Annotated in this window: 16 protein-coding genes; 13 read left to right on the top strand and 3 right to left on the bottom strand. The window is 42.2% G+C overall.

Features of this window, described 5'->3' with window-relative positions:
- The first annotated feature begins 3 nt into the window (after positions 1–3).
- The 5 genes from napA to ACTG7X_RS04630 all read left to right on the top strand — a co-directional run bounded on the left by napA (position 4) and on the right by ACTG7X_RS04630 (position 5,455).
- Positions 4–2,490, top strand: a complete 2,487-nt coding sequence (gene napA, locus ACTG7X_RS04650; protein ID WP_439257356.1) for a nitrate reductase catalytic subunit NapA — start codon at positions 4–6, stop codon at positions 2,488–2,490.
- Positions 2,491–2,556: 66 nt separating this feature from the next.
- On the top strand, positions 2,557–3,462 hold the full coding sequence (napG, locus tag ACTG7X_RS04645) for a ferredoxin-type protein NapG (protein WP_439257355.1): 906 nt from the start codon (positions 2,557–2,559) through the stop codon (positions 3,460–3,462).
- Positions 3,462–4,355, top strand: a complete 894-nt coding sequence (gene napH / locus ACTG7X_RS04640; RefSeq protein WP_439257353.1) for a quinol dehydrogenase ferredoxin subunit NapH — start codon at positions 3,462–3,464, stop codon at positions 4,353–4,355. The genes napG and napH overlap by 1 nt, the downstream gene beginning before the upstream one ends.
- Positions 4,356–4,388: 33 nt before the next feature.
- Positions 4,389–4,838: a nitrate reductase cytochrome c-type subunit gene (locus ACTG7X_RS04635; protein WP_439257351.1), complete on the top strand. Its 450-nt coding sequence runs from the start codon at positions 4,389–4,391 to the stop codon at positions 4,836–4,838.
- Positions 4,839–4,846: 8 nt separating this feature from the next.
- Complete coding sequence (locus ACTG7X_RS04630) at positions 4,847–5,455, top strand: NapC/NirT family cytochrome c (protein ID WP_439240585.1); 609 nt, start codon at positions 4,847–4,849, stop codon at positions 5,453–5,455.
- 66 nt (positions 5,456–5,521) lie between these two features.
- Here ACTG7X_RS04630 and rsmD read toward each other — a convergent pair whose 3' ends face one another.
- On the bottom strand, positions 5,522–6,121 hold the full coding sequence (gene rsmD / locus ACTG7X_RS04625) for a 16S rRNA (guanine(966)-N(2))-methyltransferase RsmD (protein WP_439257350.1): 600 nt from the start codon (positions 6,119–6,121) through the stop codon (positions 5,522–5,524).
- 68 nt (positions 6,122–6,189) lie between these two features.
- On the opposite strand from rsmD, the gene ftsY reads away from it, so the two are divergent.
- From ftsY to ACTG7X_RS04595, 6 genes are all read left to right on the top strand, one after another.
- Positions 6,190–7,644: a signal recognition particle-docking protein FtsY gene (gene ftsY / locus ACTG7X_RS04620; RefSeq protein WP_439257349.1), complete on the top strand. Its 1,455-nt coding sequence runs from the start codon at positions 6,190–6,192 to the stop codon at positions 7,642–7,644.
- 11 nt (positions 7,645–7,655) lie between these two features.
- Positions 7,656–8,312: a cell division ATP-binding protein FtsE gene (gene ftsE, locus ACTG7X_RS04615; protein ID WP_439257348.1), complete on the top strand. Its 657-nt coding sequence runs from the start codon at positions 7,656–7,658 to the stop codon at positions 8,310–8,312.
- 10 nt (positions 8,313–8,322) lie between these two features.
- Entirely contained in the window at positions 8,323–9,249 is a 927-nt protein-coding gene (gene ftsX, locus ACTG7X_RS04610; protein ID WP_439257347.1) for a permease-like cell division protein FtsX, read from the top strand.
- 182 nt (positions 9,250–9,431) lie between these two features.
- Positions 9,432–10,544, top strand: coding sequence for an aspartate-semialdehyde dehydrogenase (gene asd / locus ACTG7X_RS04605; RefSeq protein ID WP_439257346.1), 1,113 nt, complete (start codon positions 9,432–9,434; stop codon positions 10,542–10,544).
- Between the two features lie 49 nt (positions 10,545–10,593).
- Entirely contained in the window at positions 10,594–10,890 is a 297-nt protein-coding gene (locus ACTG7X_RS04600; protein WP_439257345.1) for a hypothetical protein, read from the top strand.
- Positions 10,891–10,909: 19 nt separating this feature from the next.
- A complete protein-coding gene (locus ACTG7X_RS04595; RefSeq protein ID WP_439257344.1) occupies positions 10,910–11,848 on the top strand; it encodes an alpha/beta fold hydrolase in 939 nt (312 codons plus the stop codon).
- Between the two features lie 83 nt (positions 11,849–11,931).
- On the opposite strand, the gene glpX is transcribed toward ACTG7X_RS04595, so the two are convergent.
- Positions 11,932–12,948 (bottom strand): class II fructose-bisphosphatase, encoded by a 1,017-nt coding sequence (gene glpX, locus ACTG7X_RS04590; RefSeq protein WP_439257343.1) that lies wholly within the window; start codon positions 12,946–12,948, stop codon positions 11,932–11,934.
- Positions 12,949–13,130: 182 nt separating this feature from the next.
- On the opposite strand from glpX, the gene zapB reads away from it, so the two are divergent.
- Positions 13,131–13,349, top strand: coding sequence for a cell division protein ZapB (zapB, locus tag ACTG7X_RS04585; RefSeq protein WP_439257342.1), 219 nt, complete (start codon positions 13,131–13,133; stop codon positions 13,347–13,349).
- 48 nt (positions 13,350–13,397) lie between these two features.
- On the opposite strand, the gene ACTG7X_RS04580 is transcribed toward zapB, so the two are convergent.
- Positions 13,398–14,216, bottom strand: a complete 819-nt coding sequence (locus ACTG7X_RS04580) for a Cof-type HAD-IIB family hydrolase (protein WP_439257341.1) — start codon at positions 14,214–14,216, stop codon at positions 13,398–13,400.
- A gap of 151 nt (positions 14,217–14,367) precedes the next feature.
- Here ACTG7X_RS04580 and ilvG point away from each other — a divergent pair, with 151 nt between their 5' ends.
- The gene (gene ilvG / locus ACTG7X_RS04575; protein WP_439257340.1) at positions 14,368–16,020 is read left to right on the top strand and encodes an acetolactate synthase 2 catalytic subunit; all 1,653 of its coding nucleotides are present in this window, start codon (positions 14,368–14,370) and stop codon (positions 16,018–16,020) included.
- Positions 16,021–16,022 lie beyond the last annotated feature (2 nt).

Genomic DNA, 16,022 nt, shown 5'->3' with positions numbered 1-16,022 from the left:
ACAATGGAACTCAATCGTAGAGATTTTATGAAAGCCAATGCCGCACTGGCTGCTGCGACGGCTGCTGGCATGACCATTCCGGTGACAAACGTGTATGCTGATGATACTGGCATTAAATGGGACAAAGCCCCTTGCCGTTTTTGTGGCACAGGTTGTAGCGTGTTAGTGGGTACCAAAGACGGACGAGTGGTGGCCACACAAGGCGATCCCGATGCGGAAGTGAACCGTGGTTTAAACTGTATTAAAGGGTATTTTTTATCCAAAATTATGTACGGTGCTGACCGTGTACAAACCCCATTATTACGCATGAAAGACGGTAAATTCCACAAAGAGGGGGATTTTACGCCAGTCTCTTGGGATCAAGCATTCACCGTCATGGCGGAAAAAGTCAAAGATATTTTGAAGAAAAAAGAGCCGAATTCCGTGGGCATGTTTTCATCTGGGCAAACCACCGTTTTTGAGGGTTATGCCAAAGTGAAACTATGGAAAGCAGGCCTACGTTCCAACACCATTGACCCGAATGCTCGACATTGTATGGCATCCGCCGCAGTGGCCTTTATGCGGACTTTTGGTATGGACGAACCCATGGGCTGTTACAACGATATTGAGAAAACTGATGCCTTTGTGCTTTGGGGATCGAATATGGCAGAAATGCACCCCATTTTATGGAGCCGTATTTCTGACCGCCGTTTATCCAATGACAATGTGAAAGTGGCGGTGCTTTCTACCTATGAACATCGTTCCTTTGAATTAGCCGATATTCCGATTATTTTTACACCGCACTCTGACTTGGCGATTTTGAATTATATTGCCAATTACATTATTCAACAGGATAAAGTGAATTGGGATTTCGTCAATAAACACACCAAATTTAAACGCGGTGAAACGGATATTGGTTATGGCTTGCGTCCAGAACATCCATTACAACAAGCCGCTCAAAATGCCAAAAGTGCGGGGAAAATGCACGATTCTTCTTTTGAGGAATTTAAGCAAATTGTTGCCCCTTATACCTTAGAAAAAGCCCATGAAATTTCAGGTGTACCCAAAGATCAGTTGGAAACCTTGGCAAAAATGTATGCGGATCCTGAACAAAATATGGTGTCTTATTGGACCATGGGCTTTAATCAACATGTACGTGGCGTGTGGGTTAACCATATGATTTACAATGTGCATTTATTGACTGGAAAAATCTCTAGGCCTGGTTGTGGACCATTTTCCTTAACCGGTCAACCATCCGCTTGTGGTACGGCTCGTGAAGTAGGGACATTTATCCACCGCTTACCGGCGGATATGGTCGTTACCAATCCAAAACATGTTGAAATTGCAGAAAAAATCTGGAAATTACCGAAAGGAACGATTCCAACCAAATTAGGCTATTCAGCGGTGATGCAAAGCCGTATGCTGAAAGACGGTAAACTCAATTTCTTATGGCAACTTTGTACTAATAATATGCAAGGTGGCCCGAATATTAATGATGAAATTTTCCCAGGTTGGCGAAATCCTGAAAACTTTATTGTGGTGTCTGACCCTTATCCGTCCGTGTCTGCGGTGGCTGCTGATTTAATTTTGCCAACCTGTATGTGGGTGGAAAAAGAGGGGGCTTATGGCAATGCGGAACGCCGTACTCAATTTTGGTATCAACAGGTAAAAGGACCGGGCGAGTCAAAATCTGATTTATGGCAAATCGTGGAATTTTCTAAATATTTCAAAACCGATGAAGTGTGGGACGAAGAGTTATTGGCTCAGATGCCAGAATATCGGGGCAAAACCCTTTATGAAGTATTGTATTTGAACGGAGAAGTGAATAAATTCGATACGCCAAAAAATATCCCTGGTTATCTCAATGATGAGGCAGACCAATTTGGTTTCTATTTACAAAAAGGCTTATTTGAAGAATATGCCAGCTTTGGACGTGGTCATGGCCATGACTTAGCGGATTTTGAAACCTATCATCAAGTGCGTGGTTTGCGTTGGCCAGTGGTGAATGGCAAAGAAACCCTATGGCGTTATCGTGAGGGCTATGATCCTTATGTAAAAGCAGGGGAAGAAGTGGCGTTCTATGGCTATCCCGATAAAAAAGCGGTGATTCTTGGGGTGCCTTATGAGCCACCGGCAGAAAGCCCAGATGATGAATATGATTTATGGCTTTGCACAGGACGTGTGTTGGAACATTGGCACACTGGCACCATGACTCGTCGAGTGCCAGAATTACATCGTGCGTTTCCGAATAACTTAGTGTGGATGCACCCTGAAGACGCTAAAAAACGGGGGTTGCGTCATGGCGACAAAGTAAAACTTATCACTCGCCGTGGTGAAATGTTGTCACACCTTGATACAAGGGGGCGTAACAAAGCACCGAAAGGGTTAATTTTTACCACGTTCTTTGATGCGGGACAGCTTGCTAATAAATTAACCTTAGATGCGACCGATCCGATTTCAGGTGAAACCGACTATAAAAAATGTGCGGTGAAAGTGGAAAAAGCAGCCTAGTTTGCTTGCCATGTTAATGCCGTAAAGTGCGGTGATTTTTACTGCACTTTTCAAAAGGAACACTATATGAAATGGGATCCAAATCGCCGCCAATTTCTCAAAAACGCCACTCGAACCACTGCAGGTTTGTGTGGTGTGGGGGTGATTTTGGGGTTACAACAGCATCAAGCTAACGCCAAGCAAGGTGTCGCCTTACGTCCACCCGGTGCATTGAGCGAAGATGATTTCTTGAGTGCTTGCACACGTTGCGGACAATGTGTACAGGCTTGCCCTTATGATATGTTGCATTTAGCGTCCTTGTTATCACCCATGGAGGCTGGCACGCCTTATTTTATTGCACGTGATAAACCCTGTGAAATGTGCCCTGATATTCCTTGTATGAATGCTTGCCCATCAGGGGCATTAAGTGAATCTTTGCAGGATATTAATGAGGCCAGAATGGGCTTGGCAGTGTTGCTTGATCATGAAACTTGCTTGAATTGGCAAGGCTTGCGTTGTGATGTATGTTATCGGGTTTGTCCGTTGATTGATAAAGCCATCACCTTGGAAAAAGTGCATAACGACCGCACTCAAATTCATGCAAAATTGATCCCAACGGTGCATTCCGATGCTTGCACAGGCTGTGGCAAATGTGAACAGGCTTGTGTATTGGAAGAGGCTGCTATCAAAGTGTTGCCCATGGATTTAGCCAAAGGGATGTTAGGTCGCCACTATCGCTTAGGTTGGCAAGAAAAGCAAAATGCCGGTAAAGCCTTATTGGAAGAAAGACATCCCGACGGTTTGCGTCCAGCACTTGATGCCAGAATGCCAGATGGGCAAGTGGAGCCGACTTATCAATTTATGCCAGTGAAACCCGATAGCAAAGTGGCGACACCGAATCGAGCGACTTATGATTACCAACCGAGTTCAACCACGGTGCCAGAGGCAGAACATTTTCCAAATTTGGATTTAAATATTAAAGGGGTGAAATAATGGCAAGCGTAAAATTTCCCCCAAATAAACCCCAAAATGCGGGCTTGGAGGCTCGTCAAAAATTAGGTTGGTGGCGAGCTTATCGCTTTTTATTGTTAAGACGACTCAGTCAGTTAAGCATTATTTTGCTGTTTTTAACTGGGCCATTATGGAATATTTGGATTTTAAAAGGAAATTACAGTGCCAGCTTGTTGTTTGATCGGATTCCTTTAACCGATCCGCTCATCACGTTAGAAAGCCTTGCCACAGGCTATGTGCCAGAATGGACGACCATTTTAGGGGCATTTATTATTGTGGTCTTTTATGCGTTGATCGCCAGTAAAGCCTTTTGCAGTTGGGTTTGCCCAATGAATATGGTCACCGATTTATCGGCTTGGTTACGTCGAAAATTAGGCATTCGACAAAGTGCCAAACTACCACGCTCATTACGCTATGGTCTTTTGTTGATGATTTTAATCGGCAGTAGTATCAGTGGCACCTTGTTATGGGAATGGATTAATCCTGTGGCCGCCTTGGGGCGAGTGTTTGTGTTTGGACTGGGGGCGACGCTGTGGCTAGTAGCAATTATCTTTTTATTTGATTTATGGGTGGTGGAACACGGTTGGTGCGGTCATCTTTGCCCAATAGGGGCGTTGTATGGCGTAATTGGGGTGAAAAGCATCATCAAAGTCAATGTGGTGGATCGTTCCGCTTGTGATCGCTGTATGGACTGCTACAACGTTTGCCCAGAACCGCAAGTGTTGAGACTACCACTGCATGGTTCGGCACAAGATAGCCCGATTATTTTAGATAAAGACTGTATCAGTTGCGGACGTTGTGTTGATGTGTGTGCTGAACAGGTTTTTGCTTTTGGTTCTCGTTTTGAGAAACCGATTCCGATTAAACAAATTTAAACTTTACGACTTTTATTACGGAGTGAATTCAAGATGAAAAAATATCTTGCTTTGATTTTAACCGCACTTTCAGCATTGGCAAGTGCTGATGTACCAAATAACCTATCGAATGCCATAGGTTCTATCGATCAATTAGAAAATATTCCAGAAAATGTGGCACCTGCTTATACAACACCACCAAAGGATGTGGGCAATATCCCTGTGACGTTTCCCCATCAACCCCCCTTGGTGCCACATAGTATTCGTGGCTTGCAAGTGACCAAAAATGCCAACCAATGTTTAGCTTGTCATGCACCTGAAGTATCACCGACCACAGGGGCACCAAGAGTACCTGAAAGCCACTTTAAAGATCGTGATGGCAATCCAACAGGCGAAACGTCGCCACGCCGTTATTTCTGTTTGCAATGTCATGTTCAACAAGCCGAAGTGGATCCAATCATTCAAAATAAATTCGATACCATTCGTGAAAATCAAGGGAAATAGGGGGAACGATGTTTGGTTTAATCAAGAAAATTCGTGAGCGTTTATGTCGCCGTAGTAATATGGCAGTAGGAAGTGTCATTGTCTTAACAGCGATTGCGACTTTATTGGTGTGGGGCGGCTTTAACAAGGGATTGGAATCTACCAATACCGAACAATTTTGTTCCGATTGTCATATGAATGATGTGGTGCCAGAATACCACGCCTCTGTGCATTATTCTAACCGTTCTGGGGTAAAAGCGGTGTGTTCTGATTGCCATGTGCCACATGATTTTGGCCCTAAAATGATTCGTAAAATGCAAGCCAGTACGGAAGTGTTAGCCCATGTGACAGGCAAAGTGGATACCAAAGAAAAATTTGAGGCCCATCGTTTAGAAATGGCTGAGCGTGAATGGGCGAGAATGAAAGCCAATAATTCGCAGGAATGTCGAAACTGTCATAATTTTGAAGATATGGACTTTACGCAACAAAAAGCGGTCGCCCAACAAATGCACGCCATGGCACAAGAACAGGGCAAAACCTGTATTGATTGCCATAAAGGCATTGCCCATCAGTTACCGCAAATGAAAGATGTGCAAAAAAGTTTTGTACCTGAAGATATGTTGAAAAAAGAACAATAAAATTCAATAAAAAATCACCGCACTTTTTTATCCATAACAATCCATACGTAACAGTATGGATTGTTATTATTCCCCCCGTGTCTGATACAACCGATACCCCACCATACCCGTAATTTTTTCCTTTAACAACTGCCAATTTTCTGGTGTTGTTAACTGTTTTTCTTTTTCGGTTTCCACATAAATTAAAGCGTTTTCTTTTAGCCAGTTATTTTGCTCTAATAAAATTATTGCTTGTTCCGCCAAACCAAAATGAAATGGTGGATCCAAAAATACCACATCAAACTGCGGTGTTTTTTGCGGTTGTTTTAGGTAATCTAAACTGTTTTGGTTAAGTACAACAGATTGATCTGTATCGCATTTCAAGGTGGCGAGATTTTTTTTCAGTTGGTTGGCAACGGTTTTATCCAACTCCACAAAAGTCACCTGTTTCGCTCCTCTTGATAGGCTTTCAAAACCCAGTGAGCCGCTGCCCGCAAAGCAGTCTAAACAGTGGCTATTCACAATGTAAGGTATTAACCAATTAAACAGCGTTTCTTTCACTCGATCACCCGTAGGGCGTAAACCTTGGGCGTTGAGTACGGGCAATTTTCGCCCCCGAAAACGGCCTGCGATAATGCGAACTTCGCCTTTCGTCGATTGAGTGGTCGATTTTGTGCTTTTTTTCATACAGATGTAAATAAAAAATGATAAACTATATAGATTTTGTATAGTTTAACAGATATTGAGAGATTTTTATGGCAGATGAGAAGAAAAAGGGCGGATTTTGGTCATGGTTGGGGCTTGGGAAAAAGCAACCTGAAAACCATGTTGATGAACCAATATCACCAACGGAAAAACAACAAGCTGTTGAAGAAGTTGTTGAGCAAACCACCCAACAAACAGAAAATATTGTTGATATCATTGAAGAAAAAATCGAAAACATCAGCGAAAATATCGATCATGCCATTGAAACGGTAAGCGAAAATTTAAGCGAAGACACCTTAAATTTAGTCGAAAATTTTGTTCATTCTGAAACCGCATTTATTTCTGAACAAAATAATACCGCACTTGAACCGGTCAAAACGGAACAAATTATTGCAGAGGTTATTGCTCCAGAAGAAAAGGATAATGCAGAAGATGGTGTTGAAGATATTGTTAAAGAAAGTGCGGTGGAATTTGAGCCTATTTTAGCGCAAGTTGAACAATCAGAAGAAATCACCGAACAAGAAAATAAAAGCGCTAAACCTGACATTCCAGAAACTGCCGTTACCCAAGAAAAACCAAGCGAGGGCGGTTTTTTCAGTCGTTTACTCAAAGGGTTAGTGAAAACCAAACAGAATATCGGTTCGGGTTTTCGTGCTTTCTTTTTAGGCAAAAAAATTGATGATGAACTGTTTGAAGAACTCGAAGAACAACTATTAATTGCCGATATTGGCGTGCCGACCACCAGCAAAATTATCCAAAATTTAGAACAACATGCCACTCGTCAACAGTTGAAAGATGCGGATTTGTTGTATCAACAACTCAAACAAGAAATGGCGGATATTCTTGCTCCAGTAGCACAACCTTTGCACATTGACACCAACAAAAAACCTTATGTGATTTTAATGGTCGGCGTGAACGGCGTGGGCAAAACCACCACAATCGGTAAACTCGCTCGTCAGTTCCAACAACAAGGTAAATCCGTGATGTTAGCGGCGGGTGACACGTTCCGTGCGGCGGCGGTAGAACAGTTGCAAGTGTGGGGCGAGCGTAATCATATTCCAGTGGTGGCACAAGCGACTGGCTCGGATTCAGCATCCGTCATTTTTGATGCCATGCAATCAGCGGCAGCGAAAAATATTGATATATTGATTGCTGATACTGCAGGGCGTTTGCAAAATAAAAATAATTTGATGGACGAGTTGAAAAAAATCGTGCGTGTGATGAAAAAATATGATGACACCGCACCGCACGAAATTATGCTCACTTTGGACGCAGGCACAGGGCAAAATGCCATTAGTCAGGCAAAATTATTTAATGAGGCTGTAGGACTGACTGGACTTTGTTTAACCAAATTAGATGGCACCGCCAAAGGTGGCGTGATTTTTGCTATTGCGGATCAATTTAATTTACCCATTCGTTATATTGGGGTGGGTGAAAAAATTGAAGATTTACGCACGTTTGATGCCAATGAATTCATTGATGCGTTATTTACGCAAGAAGATTAAGGGAAAGCCAAATGATCTATTTTCAAGATGTGAGCAAAGCCTATTTAGGGAGCAAACAATCTGCGTTACAAGGGATAAATTTTCATTTACCTGTGGGCAGCATGACCTATTTAACTGGGCATTCTGGAGCGGGTAAAAGCACGTTGTTAAAACTCATTATGGGCATGGAACGTGTTAATGGTGGGGAAATTTGGTTTAATGGTCATAAAATTTCTCGCCTTTCTAGCCATGAATTGCCATTTTTACGCCGTCAAATCGGCATGGTTCATCAAGATTATCGTTTATTGCCCGATCGTTCTATTTTAGATAATGTGGCATTGCCTTTAATTATTGCAGGCATGCACCCCAAAACGGCAAAAGAACGCGCATTGGCCATGTTAGACAGAGTGGGATTATACGACCGAGCCAATCATCAGCCGTTACATTTATCGGGCGGTGAACAGCAACGTGTCGATATTGCTCGAGCGGTGGTGCATAAACCGCAATTATTGCTGGCTGATGAACCCACTGGAAATCTTGACAATGCTCTTTCTTTTGATATTTTTAGCTTATTTGAAGAATTTAATAAAACCGGCATGACGGTGTTAATTGCCACCCACAATATTGGCTTAATTCAACAAAAACCAAAACCTTGCCTTGTGTTAGAACAAGGCTACTTGCGAGCATAGGGGAAAGCAAATGAGTTCAACACAAAAAGCCCCATTTTGGGTACAAATGCAATATGTTCTACGCAATGTGTGGGCCGATCTCTGCTTGAGAAAATACGGTACCTTATTGACAATTTTGGTGATTGCCGTGTCACTGACCATTCCGACCGTGAGTTTTTTACTCTGGAAAAACACCCACTTAGCCACCACCAAATTCTATCCAGAAACCGAATTAACGGTCTATTTGCATAAAAATCTGAATGCAGATGACGCTAACAATGTGGTGGAAAAAATCCGTGAGCAAAATGGCGTAGAAAGCCTAAATTATGTGTCTCGCCAAGAAAGTTTAAAAGAGTTTAAGGCTTGGTCTGGCTTTAATGAAGAGTTGGATATTTTAGATGATAACCCCTTACCGGCCGTGGTGATGATCCATCCAACATCAGAATTTCAAGGTTCCGAAAAACGTCAAGAATTACATAATAATTTAATGAACATCAAAGGGGTAGATGAAGTCCGCATGGATAATGATTGGCTGGAAAAACTCACGGCGATTACATGGCTGATTGCTCATGTGGCGATTTTTAGTGCGGTGTTAATGACCTTGGCGGTCTTTTTAGTGATCGGGAACAGTATTCGTTCTGATGTATATAGTAGCAAGGCGAATATTCAAGTGATGAAATTACTGGGTGCCACCGATCAATTTGTGCTACGTCCTTTCCTGTACACAGGCATTATCTACGGCTTTTTAGGTGCTTTATTTGCCTGTATTTTCAGTAGTTTCGTCATTGGTTATTTCACTAGTGCGGTGAAATATGTGACCGATATTTTTGCAGTCCAATTTGAATTGAATGGCTTAGGATTCGTAGAATTTGTATTCTTGTTGATTATTTGCTCCATTGTAGGTTATGCGTCAGCATGGATTGCGGCGACACGGCATATAAAAATGTTAGGAAAATGATAAAATATCTAATTTTTAAAGCCTAGTTTTAAAAATTGTTCTAACATAAATACTTATTTAATGATGAAAATTAACCAAAACCTAATTTTCATCATTTTTTATATAAAAAATACTTGATTTTATCAAGGTTATCTGTAATTTTATAACCATCAAACACAACATAACTTAAAGGAAATGCAAATATGAAAAATGTCGGTTTTATCGGTTGGCGTGGTATGGTTGGCTCGGTGTTAATGGATCGTATGGTTCAGGAAAACGATTTTGCCAATTTAAATCCTGTGTTCTTTACCACTTCGCAAGCAGGGCAAAAAGCCCCTGTGTTTGCAGGCAAAGAGGCAGGCGAATTGAAAAATGCCTTTGATATTGATGAACTCAAAAAATTAGATATTATCGTCACCTGTCAAGGGGGCGACTACACCAATGAAGTCTATCCAAAATTAAAGGCGACAGGTTGGGACGGCTATTGGGTGGATGCGGCATCCGCATTGCGTATGCAAGATGATGCGATTATTGTATTAGACCCTGTAAACCAACACGTGATCACCGACGGCTTGAAAAAAGGCATTAAAACTTTTGTAGGCGGTAACTGTACCGTGAGCTTGATGTTAATGGCAATTGGTGGCTTATTTGAAAAAAATTTAGTGGAATGGATTTCGGTCGCCACTTATCAAGCGGCTTCTGGTGCAGGGGCGAAAAATATGCGTGAGTTACTTGTACAAATGGGTCAATTAGAAGATTCAGTGAAAGCTGAGCTTGCTGATCCAGCGTCGTCTATTTTAGATATTGAACGCAAAGTCACCGCCAAAATGCGTGCTGACGATTTCCCTACGGATAACTTCGGGGCAGCGTTGGGTGGTAGCTTAATTCCATGGATTGATAAATTGTTACCAGAAAGTGGACAAACCAAAGAAGAATGGAAAGGTTATGCGGAAACTAATAAAATTTTAGGATTAAGCGATAATCCTATTCCTGTGGACGGTTTATGTGTCCGTATCGGCGCATTGCGTTGCCACAGCCAAGCGTTCACCATTAAACTCAAAAAAGACTTGCCATTAAGCGAAATTGAACAAATTTTAGCAAGCCATAATGAATGGGTGAAAGTGATTCCAAATGATAAAGAAACCACCTTGCGTGAGTTGACACCAGCGAAAGTCACAGGGACATTAAGCGTACCAGTAGGACGTTTACGTAAATTAGCCATGGGGCCTGAATATTTAGCGGCATTCACCGTGGGCGACCAATTATTATGGGGTGCGGCAGAGCCAGTACGCCGTATTTTAAATCAGTTGGTTTAATTTGACTTCTGGGGCGATATTCGCCCCTTTTTTAGAGAGGATAACAAAGATGAAAACAAAAATTAAGCATTTATTGGCCGCAGGTTTGGTGGCATTAACGCTAACGGCTTGTAATGAAGAAAGCAAGGATTATAGCGGTTCTTATGTGAATGAAGATACGATTATTACGTTTTCCAAATTAGGTAATAATGAATACAAGATGAATTTTAAATCAGATTTTGTAGATGTTAATAATTCAGGGTACGTGAAAGATAATAAATTCTACCATAGTAATAATTCCGTAATGGGTACTTTTAATAATAATACTTACGAGGTATTAAACGGAAAAACATACACAAAACAATAAAATCAACGTTACCAAAACAATGCAACGAGAACCCCATTTTTGCCAATTTGCGTTAGCTGAACTGTATCCTTTTGCACAACAATTCCCCATTCAATATCTTGTTGGAAAAAGGCATTGTCAGCTAGCCTATCGTCATTTTACCCAACCCCAAAGCGATCAACGAAAGTTGATCGTTCTGGTCAATGGTCGGGCTGAAAATATTTTGAAATGGTCTGAACTTGCCTATGATTTTTATCAGCAAGGGTTTGATGTCTTGGTTTTTGATCACCGTGGACAAGGTTATTCACAGCGGTTATTAACCGATCCTGAAAAAGGCCATTTAGATGAATTTCGCTTTTATGCAGACGATATGGCAAAAATTATCGAAAAATGCACCGCAGATTTTGCTTATCAACACCAATATATTGTGGCCCATTCTTTAGGCTGTTTAATTTCAAGTTATTATCTGGCCAACTATGATCACCAGATTAAAAGTGCGGTGCTTTCTTCGCCTTTTTTTGGCTTACCCTTAAAAAAACCGTTACGTGATGAAATGTTATTGAGTTTGATGATATTATTGGGCATGGGAGAACGTTATGTGTTTGGCAAAACAGCTTATAAACCTGCGGATTTAAAACAAAATGAACTCAGTTTCTGCAAAACTCGCATGAAATGGATGAATCGGATTAATCGCAAATTTAAACAAATTCATTTAGGCGGTCCGACTTTCCGTTGGGCACATTTATGTTTGCAAGCGATAAAACGCTTGCCTAAAATTCTGCCACAAATTGAAATTCCTGTGTTGATCTTGCAGGCGGAAAAAGACAACATTGTGGAGAATAAAAATATCGAAAAATTCACCGCACTTTTGCCAAAAGGGCAATTAATTCCAATCAACCAAGCCAAACATGAGATTTTATTTGAACGTGATGAGATTCGAAATGTGGCGTTAGAGCATATTTTTCAATTTATTCGTTAGTGCGTTCATCAATAGACAAAAAACCGCACATGATTTCTTAATCTAACAAGCATAAAATGTGCGGTGATTTATTTGCGATTAATTTAATTTTCCTTAATCAAATCGTAAATCTCATTATCTTTACGATCTAAATAATGGGTTGAAATAATCCGACGAATGGTGCGAGATTTGCCTCGGATTAGCAAAGTTTCCGTGGTCGCCAAATTACCCTCTCGTTGAATCCCTTTTAGCAATTCACCGTTGGTGATGCCGGTGGCTACAAAGGCAAGATTGTCATCTTTGGCTAAATCTTCTAAACGTAGAATCTGATTCACGGCAACGCCTTGTTGTTCACAACGGCGAATTTCCTCCTCGCCAATTTTTCGATTTTCGGGGCTGTCGCCTTTCACTTGATGACGTGGCAATAAACGGGCTTGCATATCGCCACCCAAAGCACGCACCGCTGCTGCTGTGACCACGCCCTCAGGGGCGCCGCCAATGCCATAAAGCATGTCCACACCGCCATTGGGCAAGCAACATAATAATGCGCCCGCTACATCACCATCAGGAATCGCAAACACTCGGGTGCCCACTTGCTGAATTTTCTTAATCACCTCATCATGACGAGGTTTAGCCAATACCATCACGGTTACTTGGCTCATGGATTTCCCCAATTTTTGCGCCACACGGCGGAGGTTTTGTTCAATCGGCAGACTTAAATCAATCATGCCTTGCATTTCCGGCCCCACCACCAATTTTTCCATATACATATCGGGCGCCCGCAAGAACGTCTCTTTTCCACCCGCTGCCAACACAGAAATGGCGTTTGCTTGCCCCATGGCGGTCATTCGGGTGCCATCAATCGGGTCTACCGCAATGGCCACTTGCTCGCCTTTTCCTGAGCCTAATTTCTCGCCAATATACAACATCGGCGCCTCGTCAATTTCACCCTCGCCGATCACCACTTCGGCATCCATCTCCATTTGATTCAGCATAAAGCGCATGGCTTTCACCGCTGCGTCGTCCGCCGCATTTTTATCCCCTCGCCCTAACCAAGCAAAAGCAGCCAGTGCGGCGGCCTCGGTAATACGTGAGAATTCAATCGATAATAATCTGTTCATGTTGCCATTTCCTCTGTTGGATTAAATTGCCGTTATTTTAGCACCAGTTTGCGCCCTGTGTTCTGGTGAGCATGAAAAAATTCGCTGTTCTGACCATTTTTTCTCATTTGCCACTTTTAAAAACGGGCATATATGGGTAGAATACCAAGCAACACTTACATTATTTTTTAAAGGAATTTATTATGTCATTAGAAATTTTAGATCAGCTAGAGGGTAAAATCCAACAAGCCGTTGAAACCATTCAATTACTTCAATTAGAAGTAGAAGAATTAAAAGACAGAAATCAACAAGCTCAACAAGCCTATGATGCGTTACGTAATGAAAATGAGCAATTAAAAGTCGAACATGATAGCTGGCAAGAACGTTTACGTTCATTGTTAGGACAGATTGATAACGTTTAAATATTATCTCAAAAATGAAAACCCACTTTCGTGGGTTTTTCTTTATGCTTAATACACCCCAAATACCGCCCGCAAATAACTGGCTACGGCTTCATCTTTATTCAAGCCGATTTTTTCGAATTGCGGTAAAGCGGTGAGTAATCTCGGATCAGCATTGGCCATAATGCAACCTTTGCCCACTTCTTCCAGCATTTCTTTATCATTCATGCCGTCGCCGAAAGCGATACATTGGGATAAATCGTAGTCACGTTGCTTTAATAGCTCGGAAAGTGCGGTGGCTTTTGACACGTTTTTATTCATCACTTCTAGGCATTGTGGTGTGGAATAAATAATGGCGGTTTGGTCGCCGTATTTTTCTTTTAAGCGTTGTTCTAAAGGCAATAGGTCTTCCAATGTACGTCCGATAAAAAAGATTTTTTGGCAATGTTTGCCATGATGTTTGGCAAAATCTACCACCTGATAAGTAAAGCCACTTTCTTGGTGATATTTGTTTAATTCGGGAATATCCACATTGATAAACCAGTCCTTGCCTTGATAGCTATTTAAACAAATTTTGTACGGATCAAAGGGTTCTTGCATTATGTCGAACGCCAGTTGTTCAGGTAAATAGTTGCTGTAAATTAACTCGCCTTGCAAATTATGCACTTCCGCACCGTTGGAGGTGATCATGGCGGCGTTTTCGATGTTCATTTTATTTAAAATAAATGCCACATCTGGATAGCCACGTCCTGTGGCGAGAACAATATCCACATTTTTAGCCGCCACTTTTTCAAGGGTCGCAGCGGTAAATTCACCGACCACATGATGAGCGTTTAACAAGGTGCCATCCATATCGGACACCACAGCACGGTAAGGCAAGTTTTGCATTTTTTATCCTTAAATCTGGTATTTTTTGAAATTATAGCAAAAATCACTAAAAAATGACCGCACTTTTCTCAATAAATAGTGGGAATAATAAGAAAGATCGTTATAATGAAGAAGATTACACTAAAACAATAACGAATTTGCAGGTACAACAATGAATGGAGCAAGATTAGTCACTGAATGTCTGAAAGCTCAGGGGGTCAACATTGTGTTTGGTTATCCCGGTGGAGCGATTATGCCTACGTATGATGCCCTTTATGATTGTGGCATTGAACATTTTCTGTGTCGTCATGAACAGGGTGCAGCCATGGAGGCCATTGGTTATGCCAGAGCCTTGGGCAACGGCACCGTGGGCGTGTGTATTGCCACCTCTGGCCCCGGTGCAGCCAACCTTGTCACCGGTTTGGGGGATGCGTTTATGGACAGCATTCCGGTGGTCGCTATTACAGGGCAAGTGGCTAGCCACTTAATCGGCACGGATGCGTTCCAAGAGGCGGACGTGTTGGGGTTGTCATTGGCTTGTACTAAACACAGTTTTATTGTGCAATCCGTAGATGAATTACCCGAGATTATCGCCAAAGCCTTTCAAATTGCTCGCAGTGGTCGCCCCGGTCCTGTCTTAGTGGATATTCCTCGTGATATTCAATTAGCACCCACCGAGGCGAAACCGGTGGTGTATCCGGCGTTAGCCCCACAAAAAGTCCCGACAAGTAAGCTCGAAAGTGCGGTGCAATTATTAAAAAATTCAAAGAAACCAGTGCTGTATATTGGCGGTGGAGTGGGTATGGCAAATGCCACAACGGCCTTACGTCAATTTATTGCGACGACCCAAATTCCTTGCGTGTCAACCTTAAAAGGCTTAGGCACGATTCCTGCCAATACCCCTTATTATATGGGCATGATTGGCATGCACGGCACGAAAGCCGCCAATTTAGCGGTGCAAGAGGCGGATTTATTGGTGGTGTTAGGGGCAAGATTTGATGACCGTGTGACAGGCAAATTAGACACTTTTGCCCCCCATGCCAAAGTGATTCATGGGGATATTGATGCGGCGGAAATTAATAAATTACGCACCGCAGATGTGGCGTTGCAAGGGGATTTAATTCAAATTCTGCAAGGTTTGAGCCAACCGTTAAGCATTCAACCTTGGCGTGACAATATTCAGCAGTTAAAACAACAATTTGATTTTACTTATGGAAAAAATCAAGGGGCAGGACATATCGAACCGACGTGGTTGTTGCATGAATTATCTGATAAAAAAGCCCCAACGGACATTATTGTGACTGACGTGGGACAACATCAAATGTGGTCAGCACAACATATTGATTATTACGCCCCAGAGAATTTTATTACTTCAGCAGGGTTCGGCACCATGGGCTTTGGCTTGCCGGCGGCTATCGGTGCCAAAATGGCACGTCCGCAAGATCAGTCGATTTTAGTTACCGGTGACGGCTCAATTATGATGAATATTCAAGAATTGGGGGCCGTGAAATCCTATAACGTGCCAGTGAAAATTGTGTTGTTAGATAACCAACGTTTAGGCATGGTGCGTCAATGGCAATCCTTATTTTTTAATGAACGCCACAGTTCCACGATTTTAGACGACAACCCAGATTTTGTCACGCTAGCGAAAGCCTTTGATATTGCCGGTGAACGTATTGAGAAAGCCAGTGAAGTAGATGCGGCGTTAGATCGTTTATTGCAATCACCCACCGCCTATTTCTTGCATGTTTGCATTCCACCTGAAGAATGTGTCTGGCCGTTAGTGCCACCGGGTGCATGCAATGCGGATATGTTAGAAAATTAATC

Source organism: Lonepinella sp. BR2271 (assembly GCF_051851515.1).
Classification (GTDB): Bacteria; Pseudomonadota; Gammaproteobacteria; order Enterobacterales; family Pasteurellaceae; genus Lonepinella.
The sequence above is the reverse complement of the archived record's forward strand: the minus strand, read 5'-3'. Positions and strand labels throughout refer to the sequence as shown.